Source organism: Arthrobacter sp. ZGTC412 (genome assembly GCF_002929215.1).
In the GTDB taxonomy this organism is placed as follows: Bacteria; Actinomycetota; Actinomycetes; order Actinomycetales; family Micrococcaceae; genus Arthrobacter.
Genome location: NZ_PJII01000006.1, coordinates 134708 through 151558 on the forward strand (window position 1 = coordinate 134708; position 16851 = coordinate 151558).

Annotated in this window: 14 protein-coding genes; 6 read left to right on the forward strand and 8 right to left on the reverse strand. The window is 59.1% G+C overall.

Annotated features, from left to right (window positions below; genetic code table 11):
• The first annotated feature begins 76 nt into the window (after window positions 1-76).
• Both CXQ88_RS10035 and CXQ88_RS10040 read left to right on the forward strand, forming a co-directional pair.
• Window positions 77-496 (forward strand): DUF4870 domain-containing protein, encoded by a 420-nt coding sequence (locus CXQ88_RS10035; protein WP_104044018.1) that lies wholly within the window; start codon window positions 77-79, stop codon window positions 494-496.
• A 60-nt stretch (window positions 497-556) separates the two neighbouring features.
• Window positions 557-1117, forward strand: a complete 561-nt coding sequence (locus tag CXQ88_RS10040; RefSeq protein WP_104044019.1) for a 2'-5' RNA ligase family protein — start codon at window positions 557-559, stop codon at window positions 1115-1117.
• Here CXQ88_RS10040 and hemW read toward each other — a convergent pair.
• Together hemW and lepA are read right to left on the reverse strand one after the other, a co-directional pair.
• The gene (gene hemW, locus CXQ88_RS10045) at window positions 1065-2294 is read right to left on the reverse strand and encodes a radical SAM family heme chaperone HemW (protein WP_104044020.1); all 1230 of its coding nucleotides are present in this window, start codon (window positions 2292-2294) and stop codon (window positions 1065-1067) included. The genes CXQ88_RS10040 and hemW overlap by 53 nt on opposite strands.
• Before the next feature lie 36 nt (window positions 2295-2330).
• The gene (gene lepA, locus CXQ88_RS10050; RefSeq protein WP_104044021.1) at window positions 2331-4184 is read right to left on the reverse strand and encodes a translation elongation factor 4; all 1854 of its coding nucleotides are present in this window, start codon (window positions 4182-4184) and stop codon (window positions 2331-2333) included.
• A 173-nt stretch (window positions 4185-4357) separates the two neighbouring features.
• Between lepA and CXQ88_RS10055 the strand changes: the two genes are divergently transcribed.
• Together CXQ88_RS10055 and rpsT are read left to right on the forward strand one after the other, a co-directional pair.
• The gene (locus CXQ88_RS10055) at window positions 4358-4894 is read left to right on the forward strand and encodes a type II toxin-antitoxin system PemK/MazF family toxin (protein WP_104044022.1); all 537 of its coding nucleotides are present in this window, start codon (window positions 4358-4360) and stop codon (window positions 4892-4894) included.
• A gap of 169 nt (window positions 4895-5063) precedes the next feature.
• On the forward strand, window positions 5064-5324 hold the full coding sequence (rpsT, locus tag CXQ88_RS10060; protein ID WP_104044023.1) for a 30S ribosomal protein S20: 261 nt from the start codon (window positions 5064-5066) through the stop codon (window positions 5322-5324).
• Between the two features lie 127 nt (window positions 5325-5451).
• On the opposite strand, the gene holA is transcribed toward rpsT, so the two are convergent.
• The 4 genes from holA to CXQ88_RS10080 all read right to left on the reverse strand — a co-directional run bounded on the left by holA (window position 5452) and on the right by CXQ88_RS10080 (window position 9949).
• Window positions 5452-6468, reverse strand: a complete 1017-nt coding sequence (gene holA / locus CXQ88_RS10065; protein WP_104044024.1) for a DNA polymerase III subunit delta — start codon at window positions 6466-6468, stop codon at window positions 5452-5454.
• Complete coding sequence (locus tag CXQ88_RS10070) at window positions 6402-7514, reverse strand: ComEC/Rec2 family competence protein (RefSeq protein ID WP_104044025.1); 1113 nt, start codon at window positions 7512-7514, stop codon at window positions 6402-6404. Before CXQ88_RS10070 ends, holA begins: the two co-directional genes overlap by 67 nt.
• Before the next feature lie 109 nt (window positions 7515-7623).
• Window positions 7624-8283, reverse strand: coding sequence for a hypothetical protein (locus CXQ88_RS10075; protein WP_104044026.1), 660 nt, complete (start codon window positions 8281-8283; stop codon window positions 7624-7626).
• A 783-nt stretch (window positions 8284-9066) separates the two neighbouring features.
• A protein-coding gene (locus tag CXQ88_RS10080; protein ID WP_181037464.1) for an IS5 family transposase occupies window positions 9067-9949 on the reverse strand; the annotation gives its coding sequence in 2 pieces (ribosomal slippage) (window positions 9067-9588 and window positions 9590-9949; 882 coding nt in all).
• 797 nt (window positions 9950-10746) lie between these two features.
• On the opposite strand from CXQ88_RS10080, the gene CXQ88_RS10090 reads away from it, so the two are divergent.
• Window positions 10747-11766, forward strand: coding sequence for a nucleoid-associated protein (locus CXQ88_RS10090; RefSeq protein WP_104044028.1), 1020 nt, complete (start codon window positions 10747-10749; stop codon window positions 11764-11766).
• Entirely contained in the window at window positions 11763-12770 is a 1008-nt protein-coding gene (locus tag CXQ88_RS10095; protein ID WP_104044029.1) for a GTP pyrophosphokinase, read from the forward strand. Before CXQ88_RS10090 ends, CXQ88_RS10095 begins: the two co-directional genes overlap by 4 nt.
• A 577-nt stretch (window positions 12771-13347) precedes the next feature.
• On the opposite strand, the gene CXQ88_RS21545 is transcribed toward CXQ88_RS10095, so the two are convergent.
• Both CXQ88_RS21545 and CXQ88_RS10100 read right to left on the reverse strand, forming a co-directional pair.
• Window positions 13348-14586, reverse strand: coding sequence for an MBL fold metallo-hydrolase (locus CXQ88_RS21545; protein ID WP_258061808.1), 1239 nt, complete (start codon window positions 14584-14586; stop codon window positions 13348-13350).
• A gap of 42 nt (window positions 14587-14628) precedes the next feature.
• Entirely contained in the window at window positions 14629-16464 is a 1836-nt protein-coding gene (locus tag CXQ88_RS10100; RefSeq protein WP_146069184.1) for a hypothetical protein, read from the reverse strand.
• Between the last annotated feature and the right edge of the window lie 387 nt (window positions 16465-16851).

A 16851-nucleotide genomic window follows, 5' to 3' on the forward strand; every position in this document is an offset into this window, starting at 1 on the left:
GTGTCTGCCGATCGCAGGACCCGCAGCAGACATGGCACTCTTAGTCAGCACCATTGCACTTTAGAAGGAACAGACTGTGGCAGAAAACGCACGTGATCACAGGGATAGCCAGGGCGGCCAGGGCCGTTCGGAGTACCACGGCGTTCCGGCGAATGCTCTGCCCCTGACGGCCAGCGAAGACCGGCAGTGGGCCACCCTGGCCCACTTTGGCGGCATTTTGGGTTGCGTTCCTTCGCTGCTGATCTACCTGATCTTCCGTGACCGCGGCCCGTTTACGGCGCAGGAGTCAAAGGAAGCGCTCAACTTCAGCCTGCCGCCCACCATCGCCGCAGTGGTCGCCAACATCCTGGTCTTCGTGCCGGTGATCGGCAACATCTTTGCCGTCATCGCCACACTGATCTGGATCGGCCTGACCTGCTTTTCGGTGGCCGCCGGCATCCACGTCAACAAAGGCCAGCCGCACCGTTACCCGTACAACCTGCGCTGGATCAAGTAGCGGAGGGACGCTCCGAGCCTTCCGGAAGATCCAAACGCCAGCGTCCGGCAAGATGGGTGCATGCGCAGCGTCGAGTTGACCTTCGGGGAATCCACTGATTCTTCAATCAGGACGGATTGGGCCCGGCTCTCGGAAGCCGGCCTGCCGAGCCTCGCCACGCACACCTCACCGAGCAATAGGCCGCACATTACGCTGGCGGCAGGCAACACGCTGGACACAGGGTCCGTACAGGATCTGTGGAGCGAACTGCCGCTGGGCATCAGGTTTTCCGGTTTAGTGGTCTTCCCTGCCGGCCCCGGCAAGTACGTGCTGGCCCGTCTGGTTGTGCCGGCGGCCGGATTGCTCCGACTGCACGCACGGCTGCATCAGCAGTGCACAGGCTCCTATGAAAACACTTTGCCGGACGCCTGGACACCGCACGTCACCCTCGCGCGCCGGATCCCCGGCCACCTGCTCGGACCCGCCATGGATGCCTTGGACCGGCGGACAGAAGGGCTATGCATCGAGGCGCGCCTCTGGGACAGCTCCACCAGGACCACCACCACCCTTGGCGCGGCTCCCCGCAAGTTTAAGCGGGAAGCACTCGGCGGACCACCGCGTCCGCCAGAAGCCTGCCTTTGAGGGTAAGGACGAGCCGTCCCCGGAAAGCTGCGTGCGGCTCCACCAGTCCGTCCGCGATCAGGCTTGCGACCTGGTGGCGGCCTTCGGCGCCAAGGGCAGAAACCTCAAGGCCGGACTGCAGGCGCGCCTCGAGCATCACCCGCTCCACGTTCCGGGTTTCCGGATCCAGCGTTTCCCTGCCGGCAGCGGGCGACAGTCCCTGCGCCAGGCGGCCGGCATAGGCGGTGGGGTGCTTGACGTTCCACCAGCGGACTCCCCCCACGTGCGAATGCGCGCCGGGGCCGATCCCCCACCAGTCATCGCCGCGCCAGTAGGCAAGGTTGTGGCGGCACGCCTGCTCCGGGGTGCGGGCCCAGTTGCTGACCTCGTACCAGCCGAGACCTGCTTCGGTGATCATCTGGTCGGCAAGCTCATACTTGTCGGCGTGGTCGTCGTCATCGATTCCGGGGACTTCACCTCGGCGGATCTGGGCGGCGAGCTTCGTGCCGTCTTCCACGATCAGCGCGTACGCACTGATGTGGTCAGGCTCGTAGGATAGGGCGGTCTCCAGCGAGCACCGCCAGTCGGCGAGGGATTCCCCCGGTGTTCCGTAGATCAGGTCCAGGCTGACTGCGAGGCCGGCGTCGCGCGCCCATTGGACCACCTGCGGGACCCGGCTGGGCGTGTGGGTACGGTCCAACACCTTGAGGACGTGAGGGACGGCGGACTGCATGCCGAAGGAGACCCGGGTGAAGCCAGCGTCCTTGAGGATGGCGAGGGATTCGGGCGTTACGGAATCGGGATTGGCCTCCGTGGTGACCTCGGCGCCGTCTTCAATTCCCCATTGCTCGATGGCCCTCCGGAGGATCAGTGCGAGATCATCCGCGGGAAGCAGGGTGGGGGTGCCGCCGCCGAAGAACACAGTGCTCAGCTTTCGGGCGGGAAGGCCGGATTCGGCCAGCACTCGGGCCGCCATCGACACCTCCGAGGCAGCCGTGCCGGCATACGCGTCCTGGGAGGCGCCGCCGCCGAGCTCAGTGGCAGTGTAGGTGTTGAAATCGCAGTAGCCGCAGCGCACCGCGCAGAACGGAATGTGCACGTACAGGCCGAACGCCCTGTCCGTCGAACCGTCCACTGCCTGGGCAGGCAGCAGACCGTCCGACGGCGCCGGGTCGCCGAGGGGAAGAGTGCTAGGCATTGCAGGGGCCTCCGGTGTTGCCGGACGCGATGTTCACTACTTCTTGGCCTTGTCCTTGGACTCGTCGGTGGTGAGCGCGGCGATGAAGGCTTCCTGGGGAACCTCGACGCGGCCCACCATCTTCATGCGCTTCTTGCCTTCCTTCTGCTTCTCCAGCAACTTGCGCTTACGGGAAATGTCGCCGCCGTAGCACTTGGCCAGGACGTCCTTGCGGATTGCGCGGATGCTTTCCCGGGCGATGATCCTGGAGCCAATGGCGGCCTGGATGGGCACCTCGAACTGCTGGCGTGGAATGAGCTCGCGCAGCTTGGTGGTCATCATGACACCGTAGGAGTAAGCCTTGTCGCGGTGTGTGATGGCGGAGAAGGCATCCACCTGCTCACCCTGGAGCATGATGTCCACCTTCACCAGGTCGGCCACCTGCTCGCCGTCAGCCTTCCAGTCCAGGGAACCGTAGCCACGGGTCTTGGACTTGAGGATGTCGAAGAAGTCGAAGACGATCTCGGCCAGCGGCAGGCGGTACCGGATTTCCACCCTGTCCTCGGACAGATAATCCATGCCGCCCATAACACCGCGCCGGCTCTGGCACAGTTCCATGATCGCGCCGACAAATTCGTTGGGGGCCAGGATGGTGGCCGACACCATCGGTTCGCGGACCTCGGAGATCTTGCCGGAGGGGTATTCGCTGGGGTTGGTCACGTGGACCACCTTTTTATCCTCCAGCGTTACCTCGTATTCCACGTTCGGGGCGGTGGAGATCAGGTCCAGATTGTACTCACGTTCGAGCCGCTCGCGGGTGATTTCCAGGTGGAGCAGTCCGAGGAAGCCCACGCGGAAGCCGAAGCCCAGAGCGGCGGAGGTTTCCGGCTCGTACACCAGGGCGGCGTCGTTGAGCATCAGTTTTTCCAGCGCATCACGCAGCACGGGGTAGTCTGTGCCGTCCAACGGATACAGGCCGGAGAAGACCATCGGCTTGGCATCGGCGTAGCCGGGGAGAGAATCGGCGGCCGGCTTGGCGAGGTTGGTGACGGTGTCGCCCACTTTGGACAGGCGGACATCCTTCACACCGGTGATGAGGTAGCCCACTTCACCGACGCCCAGGCCCTTGGAAGGGGTAGGTTCCGGGGAGCTCACACCGATCTCAAGGAGTTCGTGGGTGGCCCGGGTGGACATCATCTGGATGCGTTCGCGGGGGTGCAGCATCCCGTCCACCACGCGGACGTAGGTGACCACACCGCGGTAGGTGTCATAGACAGAGTCGAAAATCATGGCGCGGGCAGGGGCGTTTGCATTGCCCTCCGGGGCCGGGAGGTCGCGGACGATTTTGTCCAGCAGCGCTTCAACGCCCATTCCGGTCTTCCCCGAGACACGCAGGACGTCCTCCGGGTCCCCGCCGATGAGGCTGGCCAGTTCCGCCGCGTACTTCTCGGGCTGGGCGGCCGGGAGGTCAATCTTGTTCAGGACCGGGATGATCGTGAGGTTGTTTTCCATCGCCAGGTACAGGTTGGCGAGGGTCTGGGCCTCAATGCCCTGCGCTGCGTCGACCAGGAGGATGGCTCCTTCGCAGGCTGCCAGGGAGCGGGATACCTCGTAGGTGAAGTCCACGTGGCCGGGGGTGTCGATCATGTTCAGCGCGTAACTGGTGCCCTCGAGTTCCCACGGCATGCGGACAGCCTGGGATTTGATGGTGATGCCGCGCTCACGCTCGATGTCCATGCGATCCAGGTACTGGGCCTTCATGTCGCGGGACTGCACGACGCCGGTGAACTGCAGCATGCGGTCGGCCAGGGTGGACTTGCCGTGGTCAATGTGCGCGATGATGCAGAAGTTCCGAATGATGGCCGGATCTGTCGCGGCGGGCACCGGGGCGGTGCGGGCCATGGGAGACACGCAGGGTCCTTACTGTTGGCATTCACGCGGCCGCCGCCAGGACGCACCGAGGGCACCCTGCGGACGCACCGCACATTTGAACCTCAAGTGTCCCACGTCCGGGCCTGTGGCACTGCATTACGGGTCCCTTGATGTTCCACCCCCGCGACGGCAGGCGGCGCTAGGGTTGCTGGATGGTTATCAACTTCCGTTCCCTGGCAAACGCCGTCAAAGCCGGCATGCGCGCACTGCAGAAGGCCGGCAGGGGCGCACCCGCCGGCACCTCCGGTCCAGCCCGCGGCGCGCCCTCCCCTGCCAGTCCGGGGAACGGTCAGTACCCCGGCGACTTTCAGCGCCCCTTCACCATCCGTTATGCGCCGCAGCAGGACGACGCCGCGGATCCGGGCGAAGTGGTGTGGGCCTGGGTCCCTTACGAGGAGGACTACACGCGCGGGAAGGACCGCCCGGTGCTGCTGGTGGGACGCAGCCGCGGATATCTCCTCGGGCTGATGCTCACCAGCAAGGACCGCGTCCCCGAGGCGGGGGCATCAGCTGACTACGTGGATATCGGCGCCGGAGGGTGGGACCGGCAGGGGCGGCCCAGCGAAGCCCGGCTGGACCGCGTCCTTCAGCTCCGGCCGGACAGCATCCGCCGGGAAGGTGCGGTGCTGGACCGTGCTCGCTTTGAAAAGGTGGCTGAAGGGCTCCGCCGGCGACACGGTTGGAGCTAGCTTCCCAAATGGCCAGCCCTGCGTCTGACCTGCTATTCTTTATAGCTGTGTGTCCGTGCAGGTCGACGGCCACTGATGGTTGGCCGCCATAGGTATCCCCACGCCGCTCAGTCAATGGCCAATCTGAAAGCCCTCTAGACCATTTCCGCATTAAAAAGAGAGTTCACACGTGGCGAATATCAAGTCCCAGAAGAAGCGTATCCTCACCAACGAGAAGGCACGCCTGCGCAACAACGCAGTCAAGTCTGAGCTGAAGACGGCCATCCGCGCCGTCAACACCGCCGTTGAGTCCACGGACAAGGATGCAGCTGCTACTGCCCTGGTTGCTGCCAGCCGCAAGCTGGACAAGGCTGTCAGCAAGGGTGTTCTGCACAAGAACAACGCAGCGAACCGCAAGTCGGCGATCTCCAAGAAGGTCAACGCACTGTAAGGTTTCCAGTTCCTTGAACTGATGGTTGTGGCCGGTACCGGTTGGTACCGGCCACACATCTTTAACCACCGGGGTCCGGTTTTGTCCTAAAGGCCCGGGATTTATCGGTCTGGCCCGGCGTAGCGGATTATCTGCCCTGGACGGACATGGCGATGACCGTGACCGCATGTTCCACGGCGTAGACGGGATCGCGGGACAGGCCCTTGACCTGGGCGTCGGCTTCCGCGGTGGCCTGGATGGAGCGGACCAGGCCTTCCGGCGTCCAGCGTCGGACGTCCCGCTGGGCCTGTTCAACGAGCCAAGGCTGCATCCCGAGGTCGGCGGCGATCTGGGCTGAAGAACCCGAAGCGCCTGCCACGCGGGCCACCGTCCGCAGCTTTGCCGCCAGCGCGGCGACCAGCGGAACGGGATCGGCTCCCGTGGCAAGGGCATGGCGAAGAGTGGACAGCGCAAGCGGGCCGTTTCCTGCCATGGCAGCGTCGGCGACCTTGAACGCTGTGGCCTCAATCCGTCCGCCGTAGTAGCGGTCAACGATGTCGGTGGTGACCGTCGTGCCGGCATCCGCGATCAGCTGGCTGCATGCCGCGGCCAGCTCCGAAAGGTTCGCTCCGACTGCGTTGACCAGCGCCTGCACGGCGTCCTGCTCGATCCTCCGCCCGGCCCCTTTGAACTCGGAGGCAACGAACGCCGCCTTGTCCGCGTCCTTTTTGAGGGGCTGGCAGTCCACAACCGGCCAGCCGCCCTTTTTGATCGCGTCGAGCAACTTCTTTCCCCGAACTCCCCCTCCGTGCCGCAAAACCAGGACCGCGTCCGACTCCGGGTGGCCGAGATACGCAAGGGCGTCGGCCAGGAAGGCGTCGTTCATCGATTCGACAGCCTCGACTTCGATGAGCTTGCTTTCGCCAAACAGGGACGGGCTGACCTGCATGAGCAGGGTCCCCGCCTCGTAGGCCGCGGCGTTGATGCGGCTGACCTCAACGTCCGGGGCGGCTGCCCGTACCTCTGCTCGGACCCGGTCCATGGCCCTGATGCCGAGGTACTCTTCAGGTCCGGTGACCAGGACGACCGCAGCCGGGGTTACGTCCCGCCAGGTGGGACCGCTTGACGCCGGCGAACGGGTTGCACGTTTCTGCGCAGCGGCCATCGGGGCTTCCTTCCGGAGAGTTTTGTGCAGTATCCCAGCCTGCCATGTCCGGCGGCCCGGTCCAAGCCAGGACCGAGCTTCGGCAGCACTCGCGGGGCGGACCTGCGCAGCGCTTCCCGGCTGCAGTGCTGTAACCCTCCGGCCGCGTACCGCTCGAGCATTTCGATCAGGGAAACGGTGCGTCGGTGCGAAGCCACCACAAAGCGGACGAGCCGGTGCGGGCGGACTACGGCGCACACGGTCACGAACGTCAGCACCGACAGAAATAACATGGTCAGCCCGCCAGCCACACCCTCGGGCCAAGGAAGGGCTGCGCCGGGAAGCTGCGAGGTGAATCTTGCCGTCGCCGCCACTCCCGCGCTGAACGTGCCCGCCACGGCGATCAGGGCGGTTCCTGCCCACGGGGCCAGAACTACCAGGGGCACGGCAGCCGTTCCCAGCAGTGTCACGGGCGCTACGAGTGGTGATGCCACGACGTTTGCCAGCAGCGAGTAGGTAGAGAACTGGGGCTGCAGCACAACAATCACTGGTCCGCAGAGCAATTGTGCGGACAGGGGAACAGCCACTGCCGCGGATGCCCAGCGCGGGATGAAGGCGGGGGTCCATGCCATGATGCGCTGGCCGAGGACGATGATTCCCAGTGTTGCCAGGACGGACAGGAGGAACCCGAAACTTGATCCCAGCCCGGGGTCGATCAGCAGTAGGCCGATCACGGCAAGGCAAAGGAAGCTCAGGCCGCGCCCGGACCGGCCGCCAGCCAGGGATACCACTGCCACGGCTCCCATAAGCGCCGCCCGCAGGACGCTCGCATCCGGCCCAACGAGCAGCACGAACAGCCCGAGTCCTGCTACTGCCAGCACAGCGGCAGGCAACCGGGGTAGTCGGAATCGTCGGCACAACAGAAGCAGCGCGCCGAGGACGAGGCTGCAGTTTGCCCCAGAGATAGTTCGGGCTAGAGGTGGGTCTTGATACACCCCTTCGACGGCCTGATTCGGAAAAAAATTTTCAGTTGGAAATGTGCAGCGCGCGATGCGCGCTCGGGGCATGGTTGGACGTCGGGCGCCAGAGCACCTGCCTCACCATGCCATTCCACCTCTCCCGCTCTGCGCAGACGGGAAAGTTTGCCATGAGCAGCACCGCCGCACGCCCAGGTAACTAGGAAATCCTGTCGAGGTAAGCAGACAACCTCTCGTTTGTCTGGGTCATTCCCCGCGGAATTGTGAACTCCTCGAAACTCGCGGCGTCACCTGTCACGAAAGGTAAACCATCGGCGCGATTCTTTATTAGCATTTCCTGTGGTATTCCGGAGATCGGGCGTTGGTCAAGCTGGACAAAGAAAATCAATCCGCCCATCATCATTCGATATAGGTTGACGCCGAACTTGCGATCCGGGCTGGGAGCCCGGTAAGCGAACACGTCCCCATCGTCGTCGTGTTTCAGGGGACGCACAACGAACGCATCAATCTCTGGAGGTACGTCACTGTTCTGATCAAAGATGAATGATCGCAGCACATCCTGGTATCTGCCGAGCGTTATTTGGCCGTTTGCCTTCGTAGTCAGGCTGTACTTGTACAGAATTCCTGCACAGAATCGCAGGATCTTGATGTTGTCAGTGTCTGCTATGACCTTCGTCTTCCAGCTAGTGTCTGATCCCGTCTGTCGGATTGCCTGGGCGATCCGGTGAGCGTACTGCTCATATCCGCCAAGCTTTCCATCACATTTGCCACATAGAATATCTTTATCCCAAACCCCGGACTGCGAGACTTCATAACTCCCCGCCTTGGTTACCGAGGCTGCGTGGGACTTTCCAGTCATTACCTCCACACAGAATGCGCGGGGAATTAGGTGCGCCTTGATCAATGCATCTGACCCACAATTGTTGCAATTCATGTACGACAAGTTTCTCTTTCTGGTTGTCGGAGTGAGGTGATCTTCACTGTGTTGCAGTCGCTGTCTGACGTGACCATAATGTCATCCATACCGTGATTTCCGCCCCCGATGTGAGCAAGGCAGTCAAGCTCAGTATCTCGAAAAGTGGGGCACTTGTTCTGATGGGGCGGACTGAGCGCCACAGATGATACGGACAGGCCTAACATTGCGCTCAGGGACCCCACAACCCACGCCTCCTAGTGAGGGCGGGGCTTGTGTGGTCGCTCGGCGGGCGTTACTTACCGAGCAGTTCGCAGCCGAGAAGCTTACGGACACTTTCTGCTTCCAGGGAGGGCGAGCATGATCAACGCTCATCTAGGCTGGGCTTTCAATTTCCCAATGCTGCACTGCTTATTCAGTTGGCCGTACTTTCGGTTACCCTAGTTCAGAAGAATTACGCCGCATTGCAGAAGATTTTCATCTGGACTGCCAGATTGCGACGCACGTCCTCGACAGCAGCGTGCCCATGTTCCTGTCCCTCGCGGGGTCCCTTTACTCGTTCCTGTTCCAGGAGTTTAGCCAGGTCAAGGGTGCTCGCCCCGGCTAGTTTCGCGGTGTATTCAGCCACCAGTTCGAAGAGCGCTTGTCCCTGCTTGGCCCCGAAGTCCAGTTTGATTCTGCGGCCGTTTCCAGCGACATAGGCCCTTACGGCATCTAGGGCGTGTCTCCTTATTGGCGTAACCAGATGACTACCGCGTAGAGGACGACGCCGGCACGGTAGGTCAATGCGAGTTTGTCGTAACGGGTGGCGATGCCGCGCCATTGTTTGAAGAGACTGAAGGACCTTTCGACGGTGTTGCGTCGTTTGTAGGTCTCGGAGTCAAAGTTGACGGGGCGTCCGCCGCGTGAACCGCGGCGTTTGCGGTGTCCGATCTGGTCAGAGGGTTCCGGGATGATGGCTTTGATGCCTCGTCCGCGCAGTAGTGATCGGTTCGCACGCGACGAATAGGCCTTATCTCCCATCACGGCATCGGGGCGGGTTCTCGCGCGGCCGCCGCCGACGCGGGGAACCCGGACTGCTTCCATGACAACAGGGAACATGGGCGAGTCGCCGCCCTGTCCGGGGCCAAGAATCATCGCTAGCGGCCGGCCTCTACCGTCGCAGGCGTGGTGGATCTTGGTGCTCAGTCCGCCCCGGGAACGGCCTATCGCGTGGTCAGACGGTTCAGCAAACAGTTTCTTGTAATTCGGGAGTTCCCCCTGTGGAGCGGGGAAGGTTCGTCCCGTGCTGGTGGGCTCGGTTGATGGTCGAGTCCACCGACACGGTCCAATCGATCAGCCCGGCTGCGTCCGCTTCGGCCAGAAGCCTCGCATGGATCCGATCCCAGGTCCCGTCGGAGGCGAAACGGCGGTGCCGCTTCCAGACCGTTTGCCAAGGACCGAACTCCGCAGGCAGGTCCCGCCAGGCAATGCCGCATCGGTACCGGTAAATCATGCCTTCAATGACCTGGCGATGGCCCCGGAACGGGCGTCCCCGCCGCCCGTCAGAACATGGCAACAACGGCTCGATCCGGGACCACTGATCATCACTCAACAGAGAAGTTCGCGACACCCCTCAAGCATTCCAGCCGGCCGGCCGCCGATTTAGGAGCCACGCCCTAGGTCAGTGATGAGCCGGTCGACAATATCTGCATCAAGGTCCCCGTCGCGAACCGCCTTTAAAGTATTTGCTCAACGATGTGTTGTAGGTTGCTACGCACTCCGGTTCAGGGGGCTTTGTTTGCTTGGATCCTCTTCGCGACTATGGCTACCCCTCCGGCGACCGCGCTGCCGCAAAGATTGCCCCGCCGATAATCATGGCGGGCTTGGCGGGCACCAACTTAACAGCCGCTTCAGAACGTTCCAAGAGGGTCTCCACAAAGCCAGGAGCCAAGGGCGCATCGTCCAAATACGTGACATTAAGCCCAGTTGTATCGCGAATAGTCCCACCCCATCGCACAAGCGAGCCACTGTCCAGCCCTGCTTGGATCGCCGCCGGAATCGCCAAGGTCACACTGGTCACTGGTCGTCCTGCACTGCAGGGGCATAGTGCCCCGGTCGGCTTGAAATGTAGGGGTGGGTAGCTGATGGCCGACGTCAGGGTTGATTTACCCATAACTAGCAGCGCACTGCAGTTAGGCTAACACCCGGCCGTAGCGCGCGGCTTCCAAGTGAGCGGAGACGAGAAGGGCCGACAAATCCTGAAGTCCGCCGGCTGAAAACGTCCCATGCGGCTAGACTTTCGGGCTCCTGGTCCAGTCGTCGAGTTGGATACTCGTGGATGGTAAGTAAAGATAGGCAAAAACTAGTTCGTCCCTGGGGGTCACCGCGTTGCCTAATTACAGCTCGCTAAGTCTGGCATCGGTATTCATGCACGAGATTGCGCTTCATGAGCGCAATGGCGAAAAGCGTTTCGAGGCGTTGCTGACCGACATTCCGGTTGAATTGGAGGCTCGAGACTTGGGCTTCCTGACGGACAGGTTCAGCGATGCACTCGAGAAGCGTGCGTTGAGCGTGGTTCCTAGTGACCAGGTTGACAGTCCTTCACCGAGCGCGGTCTTCGAGCATCTCCGATCAGCCGATCTCAAGGGCTTGAGTCAGCTCCTTGTAAATCGCCTAGTCGATTCTCAGCGACTTAATGCCAAGACCGGCCTTTTGGTCGTTGCAGACGCCGAATTGGACGGTTCGCCCGGCGTGCTCATCGCCAAAGTTGAACACCAAGAAGCCATGCAGGCTGAAGCTACTACCCTCGAAGGTGGGCTGCGTAGCATTTCCATAAAGAGGATTCCTGATCTCGTCTTCGGTGAGCAAACGAGGATTTATAAGATCGCCGTACTGCTGGAGACTGATCAGAATCCGGTCGGCGTAGACGGATTCCTAGCCGATATCCAGAACGGAGGCGGCTTTGCCAACTACTTCTTGGGCGAGTTTCTAGGATTGAAGTTGGCCGATGAGCCAGAGGTACTCACGGAGCGCTTCCTCGACAAAATGACGGAAGCCATTCATCAGAGCAGCCTTGACGCCGACGAAAAGATGGAAGCCCAGGCGGCTCTAGCTGTCGACATCAAGAGCAACTCACCCTTCATGGATGCCGAAGCCTTCATCCGCAGCCACATTCCTTCTAGTCATCAGCAAGACATCAGGGCCGCGGCCTCTGCGCGGGGTGTCCCCATGATGAGCTTCACTAAGGACTCTAAAAGGATTAGCGGCCGGCTTAACAATTTGCGCATAAATCTAGGTGCCGAGATTTCTCTAGTTGCACCGCCGCACCAAATCGGAAGCCAGGGGCAGGTGCGCGTTGTGCGCGACTTCTCGTCGGACAGTGAACTCTATGACGTCACTATCAAAGGCGTCCCTCTAGATTCCGTCACTAATTCTCGTCCACGATGAGCATCCCGGCTGCCGAAATTTGGACACCTGAGCGGACCTTCAATCTATATCTTACCGCTCTAACGGAATACGAATCGGCAATAAAGCAGATTCATACGCGAGTTGAGTCCGCTCTGGCTTCGTGTGGGTTGAAGCCACACAAAATTGAATCACGATACAAGGACCCTCTGAGCTTGTTCGTAAAGCAGGGTACGAAGAATTACGTTACCCCCTGGACAGACTGTTCTGATCTTCTTGGCGTCAGGGTCATAGTTCAGCTTTTCTCGGACAAGGCGAAAGTCCTTCAAGCCATCGAGCAAACGGACGATCTCGATATTCTAGAAGTCGATGACAAAGAACTTGATCGGGATTATAAGGAGCTCGCCTACGCGGGGCTACACCTCGATGTGCGCTGCAGTGGGATAACGACGTCACTTTCTGATTCTCTAAGATGTGAGGTTCAGGTTCGAACGGTCGCGGAGCATACGTGGGCGGAAATTGAACATGAATACATCTATAAGGGTCCAGGGCTGATCCCCAAAGAGACTCAACGGCAGTTTGCCAGGGTTCTCGCTTTAGTTGAGCTGATGGATATTGAACTCGATAGGGGCGTAAGAACTGTGTCTGAGCTTGACTCGTTCTCCATCTTGCGATTAACAAGGCTCCTATCTCAGTCCGCTCATGATCTCGGGTGGGGTCGCGGCAGCCATCATCTATCCCTGCAGAACGTTGAGGAGATATGCCATCGGACGTCAATTAGGCCCACGGATCTTGAGCAGATGACCTCCAGCTATATTTCCGAAAAGAAAGCTGACCTTGACGCGATGCAAGAAAAGATCGGTCCAAGATCAGCGTACTTTGACGTCAGGATTCACCTTTTGGCAGCACAACCAGAAGCGCTACTGATAGCAGCCCTTCTAAATGACAACGCATATAAACTTGCTACGGACATGCAACAAAGCGATCTATATCAACAGATTGTGCCGATTGCTCGCGTTATGGGAAAACGGTCTCAGTTTTCTTAAATACGATTACCAGGCAGTAGTCGGCTTCGCAGATGGCAACGAATTGCAGAATTTGCTCGCGACGCGGTATGAGACTCGCATCTTCTAGATAGCCCACGTCAACAGGGGTACGTAAGAGATGCAAGCCAGCAAAGGATCCCTAATGGTATGCGCAGTCCAGAGTTAGTGCAGCGCTAACGCCATCGCTTCTGATCTCGGTTCGGATAGCTAACAAAGCAGTTCAATCGGGTGACTGGACCCGAGCGTTGAATCGGTGAAGTGGTTTGGCCTTCACGGGTAAGGATTGAGAAAATCAGGCTTTCATTCCAGGTCTTCCCCATTGAAAGGGGATCTCCCTACACAAGACCTTGACGTCATGTAAGCCGTGAAAGTTAAGCAGCTGACTCAGGCTGCCAGCATCACCTTTTGGCTGTTTCAGTGGCAGCCATCTGGTTGCCCACACCTTTGGATACTTCGCTCTCGTAGGACGGTTTGGGCGCCAATAAAAATACTGCTTCCCGTCGAGCGGTCACATTTAGGTTTCTAGATGCAAAACGCCGCACCTCAACATGTACTACTTCACCAGGCAGATCAGTTCCTAAATGAGGGCAACTATCGGAAAAGCTCGTTCCAGGTAAAGATCTTGTGAGGATATCTCCTCATCAGTATCGTGCTTAAATGGTTCACCACCGCAGATAATTTCGTGGTTGCGGGCCTTCAGTGCCTCGACTAGCTCTGCTTTTGGGATTGATTCTTGCCAGCGCTTCACTAGGCCCCACGGAAGAAAGGCGACTGCTCCGGACCTCCAAACCTCCTCTACGAACTCTCGTGGCGTACCATTGTGGGATCCGTGATGCCCGATTTTGTACATGTTGACGTCTGCGAGCAGAGACCGGTTCTCCTTTAGCGCCAGCACATGTGCCCACGCGCCATGCTGTGCGTCACCTGGAAACAACAGTTTTACTCCGCCTATTTCCACGACGAATATCAGACTTGTATTGTTAACTGATCGTTCAAGAATCGACGCGACATGACTAATTCCCTCATAGTAAGAGAGAGTCCTTAGCGCAAGGGATGCCTTTTCCTGCCTTAGGTGAATCGGTACATATCTGGAGGAAAGCGAATACTCCGGCGAAAATAAAGATTCCGCTGCTCCAACACCGCCGGCGGCTACGCTTGACTGGTGATCAAAGCGTAACCACCCAGCACTGGAAGGAGGATTCATTGCTTTTATCGCATCCGGGTTGCGAGATGGACCCAGTACGTGAATCGTGCCGCCCATACCATCGATCGGCACTCGTGTAACATCCTGACCGACTATAGGGAAGTAGCGCGTTTTAACGTCGCTATTCTTGAAACGTTTACCGTTTTTCCCGAGAAGCCTATCTGCCGCGTCCTGGTTACGAAGAGAATTTACGACTAGATCATAGGCGTGCGCAATGGGCCCCGGCCATGAATCAGACGAATGCCCACCTTGTAACTGGTTTATAACGGCATTCAACCCGATAGCTGCAGAGTCCTGGGCTTCCCGCAGTCGGATCGCATCTACGTCGGACTCGTCCTCCACAAACGGGAGCCAAACCTCACCTACGCTTACATTTTCCCAATCGTCTAATGCGAAACCCGCTATGTGGTCCGCGTGGTGGTGCGTTGCGACTAGAACGTCTATATGAGCGCGGCCTTTTTCGGTTATATCAGAAATAAGCGCCGGAACAATTTCCTTCATAGAGTGCTTCTGTCCCTGATTATGGACACCACAATCAACGAGCATGCGCCACACTTTTTCTGGGCGTCGAATTGTCACAAGAAAGCAATCCCCAAAACCCACATTGTACATGCGGACGAAAACGCAGTCTTTTGGCTCTGTCACGTTATCCTCCTACAACTCGGCTTGATGAAGGGCAGCAAACATTGTCCCTTTCGCAGACATTGCGCCTCCCCACGTAAACCGCGGATCCCCATAGGAAAGTTCTTGGGCATATTCTTTTATTGACTCGATTCGTAGTTGAGCTGCAAGGCCGTAGCGTCTCTCCCAGTATCGGCAGTCATCTCTGAGCTCCTTCAGCGGAAGGGGCTTTGATATTATATGCTTCACCCGCCCATCAGCACCAGCAATCAAGGTGACTCCTGACCACACAGCCGTGCGGCTGTTTGCATCTAGGGTTTGATCTTCGAAATCTCTCCTTCGCTGTATCAGCTGGACAGTAATCTCAGGGTGAGCAAGACGATCTTCTGCCTGCCGAAAAGCTACGTGAATTCCTTCTAGTTTCACCGCATATGCTGGATCTAGGCCGAGAGCCAGGGCATTTGCTTCTCCCCAATATTTCAAAGCCCCCTGAAGGTTATTCAGTCGTTCTGATTGGTTTGTCTCTTTAACCTCGGCGGCGTCTGGATCCAAGTCCATAGTGGCTGCAAGTATTAGGCCAGGCAGGTCAATATCACGAGCATCATTGAGGTTCATTGCAGAGTCAGGGGTAGGCCAGGCGAGCGACTCATCCGATAATGACGAAACACCAGACGGAACGATGCCACGGCGTCTAAATGCCTCAACAAGATTCCCGCGGAGGCGAAGCTGGTCATCGGGATATAACGCGCTGTCCGCGGTGACAACGGCTCTTACCACGTCACCAAACGTCACATCTAGGACCGGAAGATAATCGAACGCCCGCACAACCATCCCGAGAATACGATCAGCTGTCTGAGCTGCCTCCTTTGCGATTCTTCCCACTAAGTCGGGGTGCAGGCGCCCGGCTGGAACCACTCCGGATCCGCCGGTCGCTATTCTTAGCAGGTCGGCGATAGCGTCCTGATAGCTATCGAGATAAGCATCAAAGACCGCAGATACGAAACAAGCTCCTCGATCATGCGGTTCGGTTGCGTTGCGGAAAGCTTCAGGGGTTCTTGCTGACCCGATGGCTGATCGAAGAGCTTTCCCCCTTCCGGAAGATTGACCGAACTCCATCGCGAGGTCGAGCAATGCCGTATTCCTTGTGAGGTCCCCCTGAGTGGCAGTTACAGCTTCGTATAAGACGTCCTTGTGAACAAAATGCTGAAACAGAGCCACAAGATCAGCGAAAGCTTCGTGGCAGGCTAAAACATCAGGATTGGTTGGTTCTGAGTACCGTTTCCTCAACCTGTGAATGATCGCGTGGGTAACTTCGTGCGCGATAATGTCACTTGACAGACAGCTGAATATCATCTGGCCCGGGAGATTGGCGCCAGGATCGTTCTTGTGGGCCCGGTAGTAACCGAAGAGAACGGCACGGCGCTGGGGATCGAAGAAGGCGTTTTGCCCCTCGAAAGCATGTGGCACTAGCCGCAGCAAATTTTTGCTCCTCCACCGGAAGCGCCGTCCCATAAACTTCTCGACTCGTTCCGCGACGCTCATAGCGACGGCGTAAACGACCTGTTGATGGGTTCTAGGGTCGCCCTCTGAGGGCCGCAACCCGTCTTGGGCCAGTATCCACGGGTCGTTTAAATCCACTGGGGAGTACCACTCGTTTGACTGGGCGTTGTAGTCGATAACTTGAAAGAGCTCGCCCTGTGGACCTGGCAGCAGCTCAGCCTCGAAGGGGATGTCGATATGAAGAAACTTTCCCGACAGCCTCGTTGACATGGGATCGAAAGCGTAGGTACGCAGTCGCCTCCGCTGGGGTTTGGGGATGTTGAGCTTTGGTGATGTTGAGGCTGATTGCAAGTCCGGTACACGTCCCATGGTGGGAGCTTACATTCCTGTATGGAATGAGCCACGTAAGACGTGGTGGGTCCGCCCGTTTGCAAACCTGGGGTGCAACAGACCATCCTGGGCCCGGAGACCGCTGCTTCCTGCACTAACGGGGTCGGGACTACTGGCCGCCCTTGGCTACAGTCCGCCGGCACCCTTCCACTCTTCTGGCTTCACCCGCTTGATACTGGACGAATGTGCCCACCCAATGTGGGTATGTACCTGACGAGTCGAGCCATTCAATCAGGCCGTAGTTGCGGGTCCACCCCACTGCCTTGCCATAGATGCCGCCCACGTACACCAGGGGCCGCCCATACTTCGGGAACTCCCTGATGGGAGCCTGATCATCAATCGGACGGCTTTCTTCAGCGTGGATCC